Source organism: Pseudorhodobacter ferrugineus DSM 5888, from assembly GCF_000420745.1.
In the GTDB taxonomy this organism is placed as follows: Bacteria; Pseudomonadota; Alphaproteobacteria; order Rhodobacterales; family Rhodobacteraceae; genus Pseudorhodobacter; species Pseudorhodobacter ferrugineus.
The window spans coordinates 77,579-91,768 of sequence record NZ_ATVN01000013.1 but is presented as its reverse complement, the minus strand read 5'-3'; the positions used below and the strand labels follow the sequence as shown (position 1 = coordinate 91,768).

General features: G+C 58.6%; 17 protein-coding genes. 6 read left to right on the top strand and 11 right to left on the bottom strand.

Features of this window, described 5'->3' with window-relative positions:
* Window positions 1–8: 8 nt before the first annotated feature.
* The 4 genes from G560_RS0112615 to argH are packed head-to-tail and all read right to left on the bottom strand — an operon-like array spanning window position 9 to window position 2,018.
* On the bottom strand, window positions 9–326 hold the full coding sequence (locus G560_RS0112615) for a DUF2834 domain-containing protein (RefSeq protein WP_022704669.1): 318 nt from the start codon (window positions 324–326) through the stop codon (window positions 9–11).
* Window positions 326–451 (bottom strand): hypothetical protein, encoded by a 126-nt coding sequence (locus tag G560_RS21635; RefSeq protein ID WP_269430445.1) that lies wholly within the window; start codon window positions 449–451, stop codon window positions 326–328. The genes G560_RS0112615 and G560_RS21635 overlap by 1 nt, the downstream gene beginning before the upstream one ends.
* A 14-nt stretch (window positions 452–465) precedes the next feature.
* Complete coding sequence (locus G560_RS21040; RefSeq protein ID WP_022704668.1) at window positions 466–618, bottom strand: hypothetical protein; 153 nt, start codon at window positions 616–618, stop codon at window positions 466–468.
* Window positions 615–2,018 carry an argininosuccinate lyase gene (gene argH, locus G560_RS0112605; protein WP_022704667.1) on the bottom strand — a complete coding sequence of 468 codons (1,404 nt, stop codon included), beginning with the start codon at window positions 2,016–2,018 and terminating at the stop codon, window positions 615–617. The genes G560_RS21040 and argH overlap by 4 nt, the downstream gene beginning before the upstream one ends.
* A 24-nt stretch (window positions 2,019–2,042) precedes the next feature.
* On the opposite strand from argH, the gene G560_RS0112600 reads away from it, so the two are divergent.
* Window positions 2,043–2,597 (top strand): TlpA family protein disulfide reductase, encoded by a 555-nt coding sequence (locus G560_RS0112600; RefSeq protein WP_022704666.1) that lies wholly within the window; start codon window positions 2,043–2,045, stop codon window positions 2,595–2,597.
* On the opposite strand, the gene G560_RS0112595 is transcribed toward G560_RS0112600, so the two are convergent.
* On the bottom strand, window positions 2,574–3,155 hold the full coding sequence (locus tag G560_RS0112595; RefSeq protein ID WP_022704665.1) for a DNA-3-methyladenine glycosylase I: 582 nt from the start codon (window positions 3,153–3,155) through the stop codon (window positions 2,574–2,576). The two genes, G560_RS0112600 and G560_RS0112595, sit on opposite strands and share 24 nt — an antisense overlap.
* Before the next feature lie 135 nt (window positions 3,156–3,290).
* Between G560_RS0112595 and G560_RS0112590 the strand changes: the two genes are divergently transcribed.
* From G560_RS0112590 to yddG, 4 genes are all read left to right on the top strand, one after another.
* On the top strand, window positions 3,291–4,121 hold the full coding sequence (locus G560_RS0112590; RefSeq protein ID WP_022704664.1) for an EAL domain-containing protein: 831 nt from the start codon (window positions 3,291–3,293) through the stop codon (window positions 4,119–4,121).
* 149 nt (window positions 4,122–4,270) lie between these two features.
* On the top strand, window positions 4,271–5,446 hold the full coding sequence (locus G560_RS0112585) for an acetyl-CoA C-acetyltransferase (RefSeq protein ID WP_022704663.1): 1,176 nt from the start codon (window positions 4,271–4,273) through the stop codon (window positions 5,444–5,446).
* Window positions 5,447–5,539: 93 nt separating this feature from the next.
* The gene (gene phbB, locus G560_RS0112580; protein ID WP_022704662.1) at window positions 5,540–6,262 is read left to right on the top strand and encodes an acetoacetyl-CoA reductase; all 723 of its coding nucleotides are present in this window, start codon (window positions 5,540–5,542) and stop codon (window positions 6,260–6,262) included.
* Window positions 6,263–6,381: 119 nt separating this feature from the next.
* Window positions 6,382–7,245 (top strand): aromatic amino acid exporter YddG, encoded by an 864-nt coding sequence (gene yddG / locus G560_RS0112575; protein WP_022704661.1) that lies wholly within the window; start codon window positions 6,382–6,384, stop codon window positions 7,243–7,245.
* 5 nt (window positions 7,246–7,250) lie between these two features.
* On the opposite strand, the gene G560_RS20690 is transcribed toward yddG, so the two are convergent.
* From G560_RS20690 to G560_RS0112560, 3 genes are all read right to left on the bottom strand, one after another.
* Window positions 7,251–7,415: a DUF465 domain-containing protein gene (locus tag G560_RS20690; RefSeq protein WP_081647655.1), complete on the bottom strand. Its 165-nt coding sequence runs from the start codon at window positions 7,413–7,415 to the stop codon at window positions 7,251–7,253.
* Between the two features lie 100 nt (window positions 7,416–7,515).
* Window positions 7,516–8,274: a tRNA1(Val) (adenine(37)-N6)-methyltransferase gene (locus tag G560_RS0112565; protein WP_022704660.1), complete on the bottom strand. Its 759-nt coding sequence runs from the start codon at window positions 8,272–8,274 to the stop codon at window positions 7,516–7,518.
* Between the two features lie 35 nt (window positions 8,275–8,309).
* Window positions 8,310–8,525: a putative signal transducing protein gene (locus G560_RS0112560; protein WP_022704659.1), complete on the bottom strand. Its 216-nt coding sequence runs from the start codon at window positions 8,523–8,525 to the stop codon at window positions 8,310–8,312.
* A gap of 84 nt (window positions 8,526–8,609) precedes the next feature.
* Here G560_RS0112560 and G560_RS0112555 point away from each other — a divergent pair, with 84 nt between their 5' ends.
* Window positions 8,610–9,605: a polyprenyl synthetase family protein gene (locus tag G560_RS0112555; RefSeq protein ID WP_022704658.1), complete on the top strand. Its 996-nt coding sequence runs from the start codon at window positions 8,610–8,612 to the stop codon at window positions 9,603–9,605.
* Here the strand turns inward: G560_RS0112555 and G560_RS19250 are convergent.
* The 3 genes from G560_RS19250 to G560_RS0112540 all read right to left on the bottom strand — a co-directional run bounded on the left by G560_RS19250 (window position 9,598) and on the right by G560_RS0112540 (window position 13,985).
* Entirely contained in the window at window positions 9,598–10,485 is an 888-nt protein-coding gene (locus G560_RS19250) for a 4-(cytidine 5'-diphospho)-2-C-methyl-D-erythritol kinase (RefSeq protein ID WP_022704657.1), read from the bottom strand. The genes G560_RS0112555 and G560_RS19250 overlap by 8 nt on opposite strands.
* Window positions 10,478–12,199, bottom strand: a complete 1,722-nt coding sequence (locus G560_RS0112545) for a tetratricopeptide repeat protein (RefSeq protein WP_033419398.1) — start codon at window positions 12,197–12,199, stop codon at window positions 10,478–10,480. The genes G560_RS19250 and G560_RS0112545 overlap by 8 nt, the downstream gene beginning before the upstream one ends.
* A gap of 136 nt (window positions 12,200–12,335) precedes the next feature.
* Complete coding sequence (locus G560_RS0112540) at window positions 12,336–13,985, bottom strand: electron transfer flavoprotein-ubiquinone oxidoreductase (RefSeq protein WP_022704655.1); 1,650 nt, start codon at window positions 13,983–13,985, stop codon at window positions 12,336–12,338.
* Between the last annotated feature and the right edge of the window lie 205 nt (window positions 13,986–14,190).

The following is a 14,190-nucleotide window of genomic DNA, read 5'->3' as shown; positions in this document are numbered from 1 at the left end:
CCACAAGTTCAGGTGACAGGCCGCGTGCGCAAGAACAAATAAAGCGGAAGGCCGCAGGACACCCCGATGCAAAACGTGGCCGGAATGGCGATCAGCGCCGACCAGTTTTTCCGCACGCGTGTCTCTGCGATAATCCACAGGGTCAGCGCAAGGGCCGCAATCGTCAGATCCCATGTCAGGCCCGTGGTGGATGCGTTTACATACCACGCGTCAATCAACCCGCTTAACCCCGTGCCTGTTTCCGCCATATAGGTCACGAACCAATACATCGGATGCACAGCCCCCCAAACGGCTAGCACCAGATAAGCCATGCGCAATGGTGACATCAGTTTGTCACCGCCACGCCAACGCGGGCATCGCCCGAAACCGAAAGGCCGGGGGCTGATGGAGGGCCATCTGCCCCGCAAGCAGCAAGTGTGGCGAGTGTGGCTAGAAGATATAGTGCGCGCATAGGGCTTCCTTTTGTTATGGGCTGACCGAAATATTGGCGCCGCCAACCCGTGCGGTGACCGCAGGGGTAACCGTCACGCCACCGGCACCAATACCGATATTGGCGTTCAAACGTGGCGCGGAACACGCCCCAAGCCCGACTACCATCACGGCAAAGACCAGTTTCATTTCAACACATCTTTCCAACGGGCAATCTGCGCGCGCACTTGGGTAGGTGCCGTACCACCATAGGACATACGGCTGCGCACCGAATTTTCCACACCCAACACATCAAAAACATCGGCCCGAATACCCGCATGCACCGTTTGCATCTGTGCCAGCGTCAGCTCTGGCAGGTCAATCCCGGCCTTTTCGGCCATCGCGACCAGCGTGCCCGTCACATGGTGGGCATCGCGGAACGGCAGGTTCAATTCGCGCACCAACCAATCGGCAAGATCGGTTGCCGTCGAAAACCCGCTGGCCGCTGCCAGTTTCAGATTGTCGCGCAGCGCGGTCATATCGCCAACCATCCCCGTCATCGCGGCAAGGCCCAGCATAAGGCTGTCAGCGGCATCAAAGGTTTGTTCCTTATCTTCCTGCATGTCCTTGGAATAGGTCAGCGCCAATCCCTTCATCACGGTAAACAGCGCCACCGTGGCCCCCAAAATCCGCCCCAACTTGGACCGCAACAATTCCGCTGCATCGGGGTTTTTCTTTTGCGGCATGATGGAACTGCCCGTGGTCCATTTGTCCGACAAACGGACAAAGCGGAACTGGGCGGATGACCAAATCACCAACTCTTCTGCAAAGCGCGACAGGTGCATCGCGCAAATGCTGCTGGCCGATAAAAATTCCAACGCGAAATCGCGGTCGGACACCGAATCAAGGCTGTTGGCCGTGGGCCGATCAAAACCCAAAGCCGCAGCGGTGGCGTGGCGATCAATCGGGAAAGACGTGCCTGCCAGCGCCGCCGCCCCCAACGGACATTCATTCATCCGCGCCCGCGCATCGATAAACCGCGACCGATCGCGCGCAAACATTTCCACATAGGCCAGCATATGGTGGCCCCACGTTACGGGCTGCGCGGTTTGCAAATGGGTAAAACCGGGCATCACCCAATCGGCCCCCGCCTCGGCCTGTGCCAGAAACGCCTTCATCAACGCCTCTAGCCCCGTAATCGCCGCATCGCATTGGTCACGCACCCACAGCCGGAAATCCACCGCGACTTGGTCATTGCGCGACCGCCCTGTGTGTAACCGTCCCGCAGGCTCGCCGATAATTTCCTTTAGCCGTGCCTCCACATTCATGTGGATATCTTCCAATTCCACCCGAAACGGGAACTTTCCGCCCTCAATTTCTGACAACACCGTGAGAAGCCCTTCACGGATCGCTTCGGCATCTTTATGGGTCAGAATACCCTGTGCGGCCAACATCGCCGCATGGGCGCGCGACCCTGCAATATCTTGCGCGGCCAAACGGCGGTCAAACCCGATAGAGGCGTTGATCGCCTGCATGATCGCGTCGGGTCCGCCTTCAAAGCGGCCGCCCCACATGGCGTTTGCAGTTGCGGATTTGGTCGTGTCGGTCATGGGTTGCCCCTTAAGGAGAATGAAATGTTGCGGAATATCCTAGCTGTCCTTTATACCGCCTGTGCGCTTGGTGCAAATCCCGTGCAGGCCGATGTTGCGGCGGCCCAATCCGCCCTTGCAGGCGATATGCGCAAGCTGGTGTTTCACGAACAGGCCAAGGATTTACCGCCCGAGGTTTTGGCCGATATGGCAGGCGCAGATCGCAATTTGGCCGAATGGCAGGGCCAATGGGTCGTGCTGAACTTTTGGGCCACATGGTGCGCACCATGCCGCAAGGAAATGCCCAGCCTTGACCGTTTGGCCGCTGCTGTTGCCGATACCGGCGTGACCGTTGTGACGGTGGCCACAGGCCGCAACCCGCCCGCCGCCGTGGCGCGGTTTTTTGAAGAAATCGGCGTGCAAAACCTGCCCGTTTTGCTTGATCCGAAATCGGCCTTGGCGCGTCAGATGGAGATTATTGGCCTGCCGTTGACCGTGATATTGGACCCAGAGGGCCGCGAAGTCGCGCGCCTGATTGGCGATGCGGAATGGGACAGCGCCGATGCCCGCGCGATGCTAGATGCCCTTACCGCTCCCTGATCCCGCCAGTTTCGCGTGGCAGGGGCAGCCGATCATATGGTCGTTCACCATGCCCGTGGCCTGCATGAAGGCATAAACAATCGTTGGCCCGCAAAAGGTAAAGCCTGCCTTTTTCAGATCTTTTGAGATTTGTGTCGAGAGCGGGGTAAATCCCGGAACCTCGGCCATTGTTACGAAATTGCTTTGCAGCGGGGCGCCATTCACATAGGCCCAAAGCCAGTTGGAAAACCCGACATCGGCCTCAATCTTCAAATAGGCGCGGGCGGATTTTATGGTGCCTTCAATCTTGCCGCGATGCCGCACAATGCCGGCATTGGCCAGCAAGCGCTGCACGTCCTCCTCGCCCCATTTGGCGATGACTTCGGGATGGAACCCCTCAAACGCATCCCGAAACGCATCACGTTTTCTCAATATAGTAATCCACGACAGCCCCGCCTGAAACCCGTCCAAGATCAGCTTTTCCCACAGCGCACGGCTGTCCCATTCCGGCACGCCCCATTCCGTGTCGTGATAGGCAAGATACATCGGATCGGTGCCAGGCCAAGTGCATGTCGTCATGGGGCGCTTTCTGATCAGGGGCAATAAGTCCCTAAAATTGGAACAATCCGTGAATTTTTACCAGCCCTTTACGCTGGTTGGGTCACAGTAGCTGAACAATTCAGGGGGATTCCCTATCATCTGCGGGGGCACAGCATGGCATTTATCAATCGCATAGACCGACGGCCAGGCGATGAAAGTCCGCTGGCTGCTGTAATTGCGGCCCGTGATCGTGAAACCATGTCGATGGTGCGCCAAGCGATCCAGGAAAAACGGATGCGCCTTGCTTTTCAGCCTGTTGTTGTGGGCTCTGACCCGTCGCGCATCGCCTTTTACGAAGGGTTGATGCGCGTCATCGACCCCACGGGCCGCGTTATTCCCGCCCGTGATTTCATCGACGCGGTCGAGGCGGATGAGCTGGGCCGCCAAATCGATTGCGTCGCGCTGGAAATCGGGTTGACCGCGCTTGCCCGTTTTCCACATGTACGCCTGTCCATCAATATGTCGGCGCGGTCGGTCGGGTATCCGCGCTGGATGAAAGTTCTGCGCAAAGGCCTGTCTGCCGATAAAACCATCGGCGAACGGCTGATTTTGGAAATCACCGAAAGCTCGGCGATGCTGGTGCCGGAATTGGTCATCGCCTTTATGGATGATCTGCAATCGCAAGGCGTGTCCTTTGCCCTTGATGATTTTGGTGCAGGCAATACCGCCTTTCGTTATTTCCGCGATTTCTTTTTTGACGTGATCAAGATTGACGGGCAGTTCATCCGCAACATCCATGCCGACTGCGATAACCAGGCGTTAACCCGTGCCCTTATGTCGATCGGACATCATTTTGACATGCTCACGGTCGCAGAATCGGTTGAAGAGGTGGCCGACGCCGAATGGCTGCAAGCGGCCGGAATCGGTTGTATGCAAGGCTATTTGTTTGGGGCGCCAACTGTGCGCCCCGATTGGGGAAATGCCCGCTCGGACAAAACCGCCTAACCCGCTTCCCATGCGTCACTCTTACCTCTGCAAGCTGGTGTGAAAACCTTGCTTTTTGATCCTGCTGGCCTTAGCCATGCTGCAGGGCGGCGCAGGAAACTGTTGTCGTATTCCGGCAAAACTGCCGACAATGGGGGAAGGAACCTAGCATGACCAATGTGGTAATCGTTTCAGCAGCGCGGACTGCTGTAGGCAGCTTTAACGGCGCATTTGCAAATACACCCGCACATGAAATGGGCGCGGCTGTTATTTCCGAAGTGATCGCCCGCGCAGGCGTTGATAAGGCCGAAGTTGAAGAAACCATTCTGGGTCAGGTTCTGACGGCTGGCCAAGGCCAAAACCCTGCGCGCCAAGCGCATATTCTGGCAGGATTGCCGCAAGAAGGTTCGGCTTGGTCGCTGAATCAGGTCTGCGGCTCGGGCCTGCGCGCCGTTGCCTTGGGCGCACAGCATGTGCAACTCGGCGATGCCTCGATCCTTATCGCGGGTGGTCAGGAAAACATGTCGATGTCGCCGCATGTGGCACATCTGCGGTCTGGCACCAAAATGGGCGACATGAAGATGATCGACAGCATGATCAAAGACGGTCTTTGGGATGCGTTCAACGGTTATCACATGGGCCAAACCGCCGAAAACGTTGCTGAAAAATGGCAAATCAGCCGTGAAATGCAGGATGCCTTTGCCGTGGCCAGCCAAAACAAGGCAGAAGCCGCGCAAAAGGCCGGACGTTTTGCCGATGAAATCGTCGCCTTCACCATCAAAACCCGTAAGGGCGACATCATTGTCGATGCGGATGAATATATCCGCCACGGTGCCACGCTCGAATCAATGCAAAAACTGCGCCCCGCTTTCACCAAAGACGGCACAGTCACCGCTGCGAACGCCTCGGGCCTGAACGATGGCGCCGCCGCCGTTTTGCTGATGACCGAGGCGGAGGCTGCAAAACGCGGCCTGACCCCGCTCGCCCGTATCGCGTCTTATGCCACCGCGGGTCTCGATCCCGCAATCATGGGTGTGGGCCCAATCCACGCCAGCCGCAAAGCGCTGACCAAAGCTGGCTGGAACGCCGCCGACCTTGATCTGGTCGAAGCGAATGAGGCCTTTGCCGCCCAAGCCTGCGCTGTGAACAAAGACATGGGGTGGAACCCCGATGTGGTCAACGTGAACGGCGGCGCGATTGCCATCGGCCACCCGATCGGTGCGTCTGGCGCGCGTATCCTCAACACCCTCCTGTTTGAAATGAAGCGTCGCAGCGCGAAAAAGGGCCTTGCGACCCTGTGTATTGGTGGCGGCATGGGCGTGGCCATGTGCCTTGAACGTCCATAACGCTTTTGGTTGAAAAATGCGGGCGCAACAATGTTGCGTCCGCATTCGATTATCGCTAACACTATTTCAAAGCAATCTCGTGGAGGAGATATTATGTCTAAAGTCGCCCTTGTCACCGGGGGGTCGCGCGGTATTGGCGCGGCCATCGCCACTGCCTTGAAAAGTGCAGGCTATACCGTCGCCGCCAACTATGCGGGTAATGATGACGCCGCCGCCAAATTCACCGCCGAGACGGGGATCAAAACCTACAAATGGAACGTCGCTGATTATGACGCGTCCAAGGCCGGTATCGCGCAGGTCGAGGCCGATCTTGGTCCGATCGACATCGTGGTCGCCAACGCAGGCATCACCCGCGATGCACCCTTCCACAAAATGACGCCCGAACAGTGGCATCAGGTTATCGACACCAACCTGACCGGAGTGTTCAATACGGTTCACCCCATCTGGCCGGGCATGCGTGAGCGCAAATTCGGCCGGGTTGTGGTGATTTCGTCGATCAATGGTCAAAAAGGTCAGTTCGCCCAAGTGAACTATGCCGCAACCAAAGCAGGTGATCTGGGCATCGTGAAAAGCCTGGCCCAAGAAGGCGCGCGCGCCGGCATCACCGCCAACGCCATCTGCCCCGGCTATATTGCGACCGAAATGGTCATGGCAGTGCCGGAAAAGGTGCGCGACTCCATCATCGCAGGCATCCCCGCAGGCCGTCTGGGCGAGCCTGAGGAAATCGCGCGCTGCGTGGTCTTCCTCGTTTCCGACGATGCGGGCTTTATCAACGGTTCGACCATCAGCGCGAACGGCGCGCAGTTTTTCGTCTGACCGCGATCAAACCTACTCAAAAGGGGCTGGCAAACCGCTGGCCCCTTTTGTTATTGCGGTTTCATCTTGGCCAAAATACCTAAGATCAGCCTTGGCCTCACTCTGAAAGCCCCCAGCACATGTCCCGCACCCGCGCCACGACCATCGGCTTTTCTGCCGTCCTGATGTGGGCGTTTTTGGCCTTACTCACCATCGGCTCATCCCCCGTTCCGCCTTTCCTGCTCAGCGCGATGTGCTTTGGCATCGGTGGTGCAATCGGGTTGGTCTGGACGGCGCGGCGCGCAGGGCTTGGCATCCTTAAAACCGTGCCTTGGCAGGCCTATGTCTTTGGCACACTCGGTCTTTTTGGCTATCACGCGCTCTATTTTACTGCCTTCCGGCTTGGGCCGAATGCCTCGACGGGGCTTATCGCCTATCTGTGGCCGCTCTTTATTGTGTTGTTTTCCGGCCTCCTGCCGGGCGAACATTTGCGCAAGGGCCACATTGCGGGCGCGATCATTGCGCTCATCGGCGCGGCCCTTATTGTCCTCACCGCAAAATCCGGCAGCGCTGCAATCTCCTACCCCGCCCTCGGCCTCGCCTTTCTATGCGCGCTAACTTGGTCCAGCTATTCCATCCTGTCGCGCAGATTTGGCGCCGTGCCAACGGAAAGTGTTACGATCTACTGTCTTGCTACCGCAGCCTTGTCCGCGATCGCGCATCTCGTGATTGAGCGCACCCAGTGGCCCAGTGGCATTCTGGGTTGGGCTTCAGTCGCAGCGCTGGGGATCGGCCCCGTTGGTGCCGCCTTCTTCACATGGGATATCGGAATGAAACGGGGTGACATCCAGCTTTTGGGCGTCGCATCCTATGCCGCCCCGCTGCTGTCTACCCTCATCCTTGTCGCGGCTGGCATTTCAGACCCTACGGCAACCTTGGCCATCGCGACCGTGCTCATAACGGCAGGTGCGGCACTGGCGGCACGCGCCAGCGCCGTGGGTTAATCCCGCTATTGGGCCAGCCGCGTAATCTCTTCCTTCAGCTTGAGCTTTTGTTTTTTCAATTCGGCAACCTTAAGGTGATCTGCACCGGGGCTGCGCTGGGCTTGTTCAACCATTGACGAAAGGTTTTCATGCTTTCTGCGCAATTCCTGCAGGTGCGAAGCGATAGTCATTCGTTTCCTCCTTTAATTGGTTATCGTAACACCATTGCAACATAAACTCTGCATCTTGTCACCAAAAACCGGAACGCCTCGGCCATCCTTTGCCTAAAACTTATGTAAACAGCGCTCCAAGCCCTTCACCCCGCCGGAAAACGGCCTCGGCCGCTGGCGAATGGTTGTCACGGTCGCCGGGATGTGTGTCGCCATCATGCAAGATCAACGGGGCCAACAGCCGCAACCCTGCCCGCCCGCCTTTGCGGGTTCGGATCAGCACGCGCCCTGCCTCACGCCCGTTGCGCGCCGCCACTGGCAGGATGGTTATTGATCCCATGCTGCTGCCCAATCCCACCATCACATCGCCCATTCGGTCGGCCCGTACAATCAGCGTTAACCACCCCAAAGGGGCCACCCGCCGCTTGGCGGCGGCGATCCAATCGGCAATAGACACCTGTTCGCGCAAGGCGGTGTCGCGGCCTGTGTCGGCGGCGGGGGTGCCTGCTGGCGGGTAATAGGGCGGGTTGGTGATGACATGGTCAAAGTCGCGGCGCAGTGGGCGCGGCATGTCCAGCACAGACCCCTCGTATACGTCAAAGGCAATCCCTGCGCGGGCTGCATTCCGCCGTGCCAGATCGGAATATTCCGTCTGCAGCTCTAGCCCCGAATGTACCACCCCCTGCACCCTTACCCCCAAACACAGCGATGCCGCCCCTGCGCCACATCCCAGATCCAGCACCGACTGCCCTGTTCGGGCAGAGCAACAAGCGGCCAGCAAAACGGGGTCGGTGGCGGCACGGTATCCCTGCTTGGGTTGCCACAATTGCAAACGCCCGCCCAGAAACGCATCGTCGGTCACTGCATCATCGGGGAACATAAACGCCCTTTTTGCTGCCCCGCCTACGGCCCTGCTTATTGGCCAGTCGGGATCTCATTATCTTTCAAAACGGCACGCGCGATAAACAGGTCCCTGTCCAGCACCATCAACCGCCGTGGCAAAATGCCCATCGAACCGTCCAACACGCTCATATGGACGTCCAGCTCAAACGTCTCTATACCTTCGCCATTAAGTATGGCGGTGGCCCAAGGGATAATTGTGGGGTCGGTTGTGCGCAAAAGTTCTTTCATAGCTCGGACATAATCGTTAGGCGCTTGTCTGTCGAGGTCTGTGTCATAGTTGTGACTGGACACAAGAGAAGGCTGGGGGACGTTATGGATCAAGACATCGCAAAACCGCAGGATAGGCTGGCCGCATGGTTGGCGTCCGATATGGCGGCGGTGAATGAGCTGATCCGCCTGCGTATGGCGTCCGAACATGCGCCGCGCATACCCGAAGTGACCGCGCATTTGGTTGAAGCTGGCGGCAAACGCCTGCGTCCCTTGCTGACCTTGGCGGCGGCGCGCATGTGTGGTTATGACGGCCCTTACCATGTGCATTTGGCCGCAACGGTTGAATTTATCCACACCGCAACCTTGCTGCATGATGACGTGGTGGATGAAAGCGAACGCCGTCGTGGCCGCCCCACTGCCAATCTGCTCTGGGACAATAAAACATCCGTTCTGGTCGGTGATTACCTGTTTTCCCGCAGCTTTCAGCTGATGGTCGAAACAGGGTCGCTGCGGGTGCTGGACATCCTCGCCAATGCATCTGCCACGATCGCTGAAGGCGAGGTGCTACAACTGACGGCCGCCCAGGATTTGGCAACGACCGAGGCGATTTACCTACAAGTCGTGCGCGGCAAAACTGCCGCCTTGTTTTCTGCCGCAACCGAGGTGGGCGGCGTGATCGCAGGTGCCCCCGAGGCACATGTCCTGGCGCTGTTTGCTTATGGTGATGCGCTGGGCATCGCCTTTCAGATTGTAGACGATTTGCTCGATTACGGCGGCTCGGCACAAGCGATTGGTAAAAACAACGGCGATGATTTCCGCGAACGCAAATTAACGCTGCCGGTGATCAAAGCGGTGGCGCTGGCCAATGATGAAGAACGCGCCTTTTGGCAGCGCACTATCACAAAAGGTGACCAGCAGGACGGCGATCTGGAACAGGCGATAGCAATCATGGCGCGCCACGGCGCAATGGAGGCCGCCCGCAAGGATGCGCTGGGCTGGGCCGATATTGCCCGCTCATCACTGGCCGAACTGCCTGCCCATGAGTTACGAGATATGCTGCGCGATCTGGCCGATTACGTCGTGTCTCGGATCAGCTAAGCGCCGCCGCACGCCCCGGATAAACCACACCCGATGCAACCCACCATTTCGGGTTCTGCGCCTGCACCGCGGTGGCAATCCGCTCGGCTTCGGCTTTGGTTTCAGACAGGGCAAAACAGGTGGCCCCTGATCCCGACATCCGCGCAATCAGCGTGGCGTGCTGGGCGCGCAAGGCGGCCAAAACATCGGCGATAACGGGCGCAATGGCAAGGGCTGGGGCCTCCAGATCATTGCGCTGGCTTTGCAACCAATCGGCCAAAGCGCGGACATCGGCCCAATCCGGCAAAATCTCGGGCATCGCAGCATTGGTGTTGCTGCGCAATCCGGCAAAAACCTGCGGCGTCGGCACCTCGACCTGCGGATTCACCAAGGTGATCCAGCATTCGGGGCAATTGACCAACGCCATGTCCTCACCAACCCCGCGCATCCGTGCAGGGTGCGACATCAGGCATACGGGAACATCGGCACCAAGGCGCAGCACCGCCGCGCGGTCGAGGGAGGCAAACATTGCTTCTATGGCCTTTGCATCCCCATCCTCGTTCAGCATCCGCAGAATGGCACGAATGGCGGCCGCCGCATCGGCAGACCCACCGCCAATACCCGACGCAGGCGGCAGGTTCTTTTGCAGCGTAAATGCAACGCCTCGATCGGCTGAAAACACCGCCGCTGCGCGCAGCACAAGGTTGTTCATATCGGCAGGGATGGCCGCCCCGAAAGGCCCCTCCAGCGTTAGCGATGACACGCCCGACTGCGCGGCATAAAGCCTGTCTGCGATCCCCGCAAACACCACCAAACTGTCCAGAAGATGATATCCGTCTTCCCGTTGCCCCGTCACATGAAGCGTCAGGTTTACCTTGGCATAGGCAAACTCATTAATCATTCGCAACGGCGTCCAGCGATTTTGCGCCTTCTTCAATCAGAACGGCATCCAACCCAATCTCCAGTTTGCGGCGGATGCGTGTTGCCAGTTCCTCGGTTGGGTCAAACGACAGCGCACGCCGCCACTGGAAATTCGCCTCCAGCGTGCGACCTACAGCCCAATACACATCGCCCAAATGGTCGGTCACCACGGGATCGACGGGTTCCAGCACCGACGCACGTTCCATCGGTTCCACCGCATCGGTATAACGGCCCGCTAGGAAATAGCCCCATGCCAGACTGTCAATAATATAGCCGCTGTCAGGGCGCTGGGCTACCGCGCGCTCAATCATCGACAAGGCCTCGTCGAAATTCTCGCCGCGTTCCAAAAAGCTGTATCCCAAATAGTTCAGCACTTGCGGCTGATCGGGGGCCAGTTCCAACGCCTTGCGGAAATCGGCCTCGGCGCGGTCCCACAGCTTTTGACGTTCCAACGCAATGGCGCGGCTGTAATAAACGGACCAATAGCCCGGCATTGCAGGCTGCGGAACTAAGGCGATGGCTGCATCGTAGGCCGCATTCGCCTCGGCCCAGCGTTCAGCCCCGCGTAACATGTCAGCCAGCGCCAGATGCACTGACAGTTGGTCGGGGTTATTGCGTGTCAAGGCGGTCAGCACCTCAAGCGCTGCGTCCAGCTTATCCGCCCCAAGCAAAGACCGTGCGCGGCCAATCTCGGCGGCGAAAAACCCACCATCCGTTTGCGGCACAACCGCATAGGCGGCCGTCGCCAGATCATATTGTTTCAGGTTTTCCAACATCGCGCCGGCCAGCAATGTGGCCTCGGCATGATCTGGGCGCAAATACATCGCCACGCGCGCATATTGCAGCGTAAACTCGTCTGCGGCCTCGCCGTTAAGCGCCAGACCAAGGGTGAAAAATACCTCGGCCAAACCATCCGTCACGTCGCGCACAATATCAAATGGAACCGGCTCGCCTGCTTCCAGCCGCGTCCGCAGCGCTCGGATTTGGGGGTCGGTGTCCCCTGGAAACGACGCGTCCAGCACGGCAATCGCGTCGGTGTTGCGCTCCAACTGGCTCAGGATTTGCGCATGGGCCACGGTGCCTCGCCGCATCGACGCTATTGCCCCTTCGGCTTCGCCTGACATAATTGCTTCGGCGCCTTCAAAGTCGCCCACCGAGGCCAAGGCAAGCGCTTTGTGAAACAGCGCAAACCCTTTCAAGCCTTCGGTTTCCCCCATCGTATCAAAGGCGTCCAGCGCCTCGGACATCCGGCCAGTGCCCAGTTCGGCCCAAGCATTAACCAAACCGTCCAACAGCAAAGCACCCGTGCGCCCATCCTTTGGCTTGGCCTGCAAGGCGGCGTAATCCTCGCGCTTTGCCTCATCGGCCATCAACACCAGTTCAGCCGCGGGCGAATTCACCCCCATCGCCTTCAACTTTCCGGCTACCGCAATCGCGCCTACCATATTTCCCGCACCGATATGGGCCGCAATAGCTCCTTCCATCAAGGCTTGGTCGTCGGGTGCCGCTATCATCGCGCGGGTAAACCAATGCGCGGCCTCGCGGTAATCATTGGCTGCGCCCGCCACGCGCGCAGCCAAATAGGCCCCGCTGTCAATGTTCTCTAAAACCGCTTCGGCAGTTTGGGCCTGCACGACCAAGGGCTGCGCCCAAAATGCCACCAACGTGGCTATGAGTAGCGGGCGAAACGGCATATTGGTCTCCTGATGACTAGGGGCCAAGGTAATCCTTGGGGCAGGGCAAGGCAATGCGACGCAAAGACGAAAGGCGGGGATTGCCCCCCGCCTCGCGCGATTGTTAGCGCCGTTTACCGGATGCGTGGCCGATTGCCTACATATTCGGGTAATTCGGCCCGTCCCCGCCCTGCGGTGTGGTCCAGTTGATATTCTGGCTTGGGTCTTTGATGTCGCAAGTTTTGCAATGCACGCAGTTTTGGAAATTGATCACAAAGCGCGGGTCTTTGCCCTCTTCACTCACCACTTCATAAACGCCCGCAGGGCAATAGCGCTGTGCAGGTTCGGCGTATTCGGGCAGATTCACCTTGATCGGCACGCTTGCATCTTTCAGATGCAAATGTGCAGGCTGGCTTTCCTCGTGGTTGGTAAAGGAAAACGCCACGTTGGTCAGACGGTCAAACGACAACACGCCATCAGGGCGCGGATAGGCGATCGGTGCGAAATCCTTGGCCTTGCCCGTGGCCGCCGCATCGGTTTTGCCGTGGCTTAGCGTGCCAAACAGCGAAAAGCCCAGCGTGTTGGTCCACATGTCCAGACCACCGCCCATAAGCGACGCAATCAGCCCGAACTTGGACCACAAGGGTTTGACGTTGCGCACTTTTTTCAGGTCTGCCCCAATCGCGCCACCGCGCACGTCGGCCTCATACGCTGTCAATTCATCCGAACTGCGCCCCGCGCCAATGGCAGCATACGCCGCCTCGGCCGCCGCTTTGCCCGACAGCATCGCGTTATGGTTGCCCTTGATGCGTGGCACGTTGACCATGCCCACCGAACAGCCCAACATCGCCACACCGGGGGCGACCATTTTCGGCATCGACTGATAGCCACCTTCGGAAATCGCCCGCGCGCCATACGCCACGCGCTTGCCACCGCGCAACAACTCGGCCACCATCGGATGGTGCTTGAACCGCTGGAATTCCATGTAGGGGTACAGATGCGGGTTTTGATAGTTCAAATGAACCACAAAGCCCACATAAACCTGATTGCCTTCAATGTGATAGATGAACGAGCCGCCGCCTGCATTGCTGCCCAGCGGCCAGCCCATCGTATGCGTCACGGTGCCCAGCTTGTGCTTTTCGGGGTCAATCTCCCAGATTTCCTTCATGCCAAGGCCGAATTTCTGCGGCTCTTTGCCCTCTGAAAGGTCGTATTTGGCAATCACTTCCTTGGCCAGCGACCCGCGCACGCCTTCGGACAGGAACACATATTTGCCATGCAGCTCCATCCCTGGCTCATAGTTCGGGCCGGGCGTGCCATCAGCGGCAAGGCCCATCACCCCGGCCACAACGCCCTTAACCTCGCCCTTGTCGCCGTAAACCAGTTCGGAACACGACATGCCTGGGAAAATCTCAACCCCCAAACCTTCGGCCACTTCGGCCATCCAGCGGCAGACATTTGCCATCGACACGATGTAATTGCCGTGGTTGCTCATCAACGGCGGCATCGGCCAGTTCGGAATACGCACGCTGCCACCTTCGCCCAGCATGTAAAAATTATCCTCGGCCACAAGCGTTTTGATCGGCGACCCCATGTCGCGCCAATCGGGCAGCAAGGCGTCCAAACCCGACGGGTCCAAAACCGCGCCCGACAGTATATGCGCGCCCACCTCGGACCCTTTTTCCAACACGACCACGTTCAGATCCGCATCCAGCTGTTTTAACCGGATCGCCGCCGAGAGGCCGGCAGGCCCCGCACCCACGATTACAACATCATATTCCATCGCTTCGCGTTCAATCTCGGCCATCTGGCTATTCCTCTACTGTAGGTGGTGCCGCGTAGCTTGCGGACCGGACATAATCTTTCGCGTCTGGGTATCCCAGCTTGGCGATCGTTTCAATCATTACCGCACGCATATGCCGCCCTGGCCTGCTCAAAACAGCCCCGAACGTGGCGTCTTTGCGACGGGTCGGCAAGAACCTCGCATGCCCCGCCCTGACACTGCCATTCCC

Excerpts from the sequence above, each read along its gene's own strand:
- G560_RS0112615 (WP_022704669.1), bottom strand. The coding sequence starts at position 326 with ATGTCACCATTGCGCATGGCTTATCTGGTGCTAGCCGTTTGGGGGGCT.
- G560_RS21635 (WP_269430445.1), bottom strand. The coding sequence starts at position 451 with ATGCGCGCACTATATCTTCTAGCCACACTCGCCACACTTGCTGCTTGC.
- G560_RS21040 (WP_022704668.1), bottom strand. The coding sequence starts at position 618 with ATGAAACTGGTCTTTGCCGTGATGGTAGTCGGGCTTGGGGCGTGTTCC.
- argH (WP_022704667.1), bottom strand. The coding sequence starts at position 2,018 with ATGACCGACACGACCAAATCCGCAACTGCAAACGCCATGTGGGGCGGC.
- G560_RS0112600 (WP_022704666.1), top strand. The coding sequence starts at position 2,043 with ATGTTGCGGAATATCCTAGCTGTCCTTTATACCGCCTGTGCGCTTGGT.
- G560_RS0112595 (WP_022704665.1), bottom strand. The coding sequence starts at position 3,155 with ATGACGACATGCACTTGGCCTGGCACCGATCCGATGTATCTTGCCTAT.
- G560_RS0112590 (WP_022704664.1), top strand. The coding sequence starts at position 3,291 with ATGGCATTTATCAATCGCATAGACCGACGGCCAGGCGATGAAAGTCCG.
- G560_RS0112585 (WP_022704663.1), top strand. The coding sequence starts at position 4,271 with ATGACCAATGTGGTAATCGTTTCAGCAGCGCGGACTGCTGTAGGCAGC.
- phbB (WP_022704662.1), top strand. The coding sequence starts at position 5,540 with ATGTCTAAAGTCGCCCTTGTCACCGGGGGGTCGCGCGGTATTGGCGCG.
- yddG (WP_022704661.1), top strand. The coding sequence starts at position 6,382 with ATGTCCCGCACCCGCGCCACGACCATCGGCTTTTCTGCCGTCCTGATG.
- G560_RS20690 (WP_081647655.1), bottom strand. The coding sequence starts at position 7,415 with ATGACTATCGCTTCGCACCTGCAGGAATTGCGCAGAAAGCATGAAAAC.
- G560_RS0112565 (WP_022704660.1), bottom strand. The coding sequence starts at position 8,274 with ATGTTCCCCGATGATGCAGTGACCGACGATGCGTTTCTGGGCGGGCGT.
- G560_RS0112560 (WP_022704659.1), bottom strand. The coding sequence starts at position 8,525 with ATGAAAGAACTTTTGCGCACAACCGACCCCACAATTATCCCTTGGGCC.
- G560_RS0112555 (WP_022704658.1), top strand. The coding sequence starts at position 8,610 with ATGGATCAAGACATCGCAAAACCGCAGGATAGGCTGGCCGCATGGTTG.
- G560_RS19250 (WP_022704657.1), bottom strand. The coding sequence starts at position 10,485 with ATGATTAATGAGTTTGCCTATGCCAAGGTAAACCTGACGCTTCATGTG.
- G560_RS0112545 (WP_033419398.1), bottom strand. The coding sequence starts at position 12,199 with ATGCCGTTTCGCCCGCTACTCATAGCCACGTTGGTGGCATTTTGGGCG.
- G560_RS0112540 (WP_022704655.1), bottom strand. The coding sequence starts at position 13,985 with ATGGCCGAGATTGAACGCGAAGCGATGGAATATGATGTTGTAATCGTG.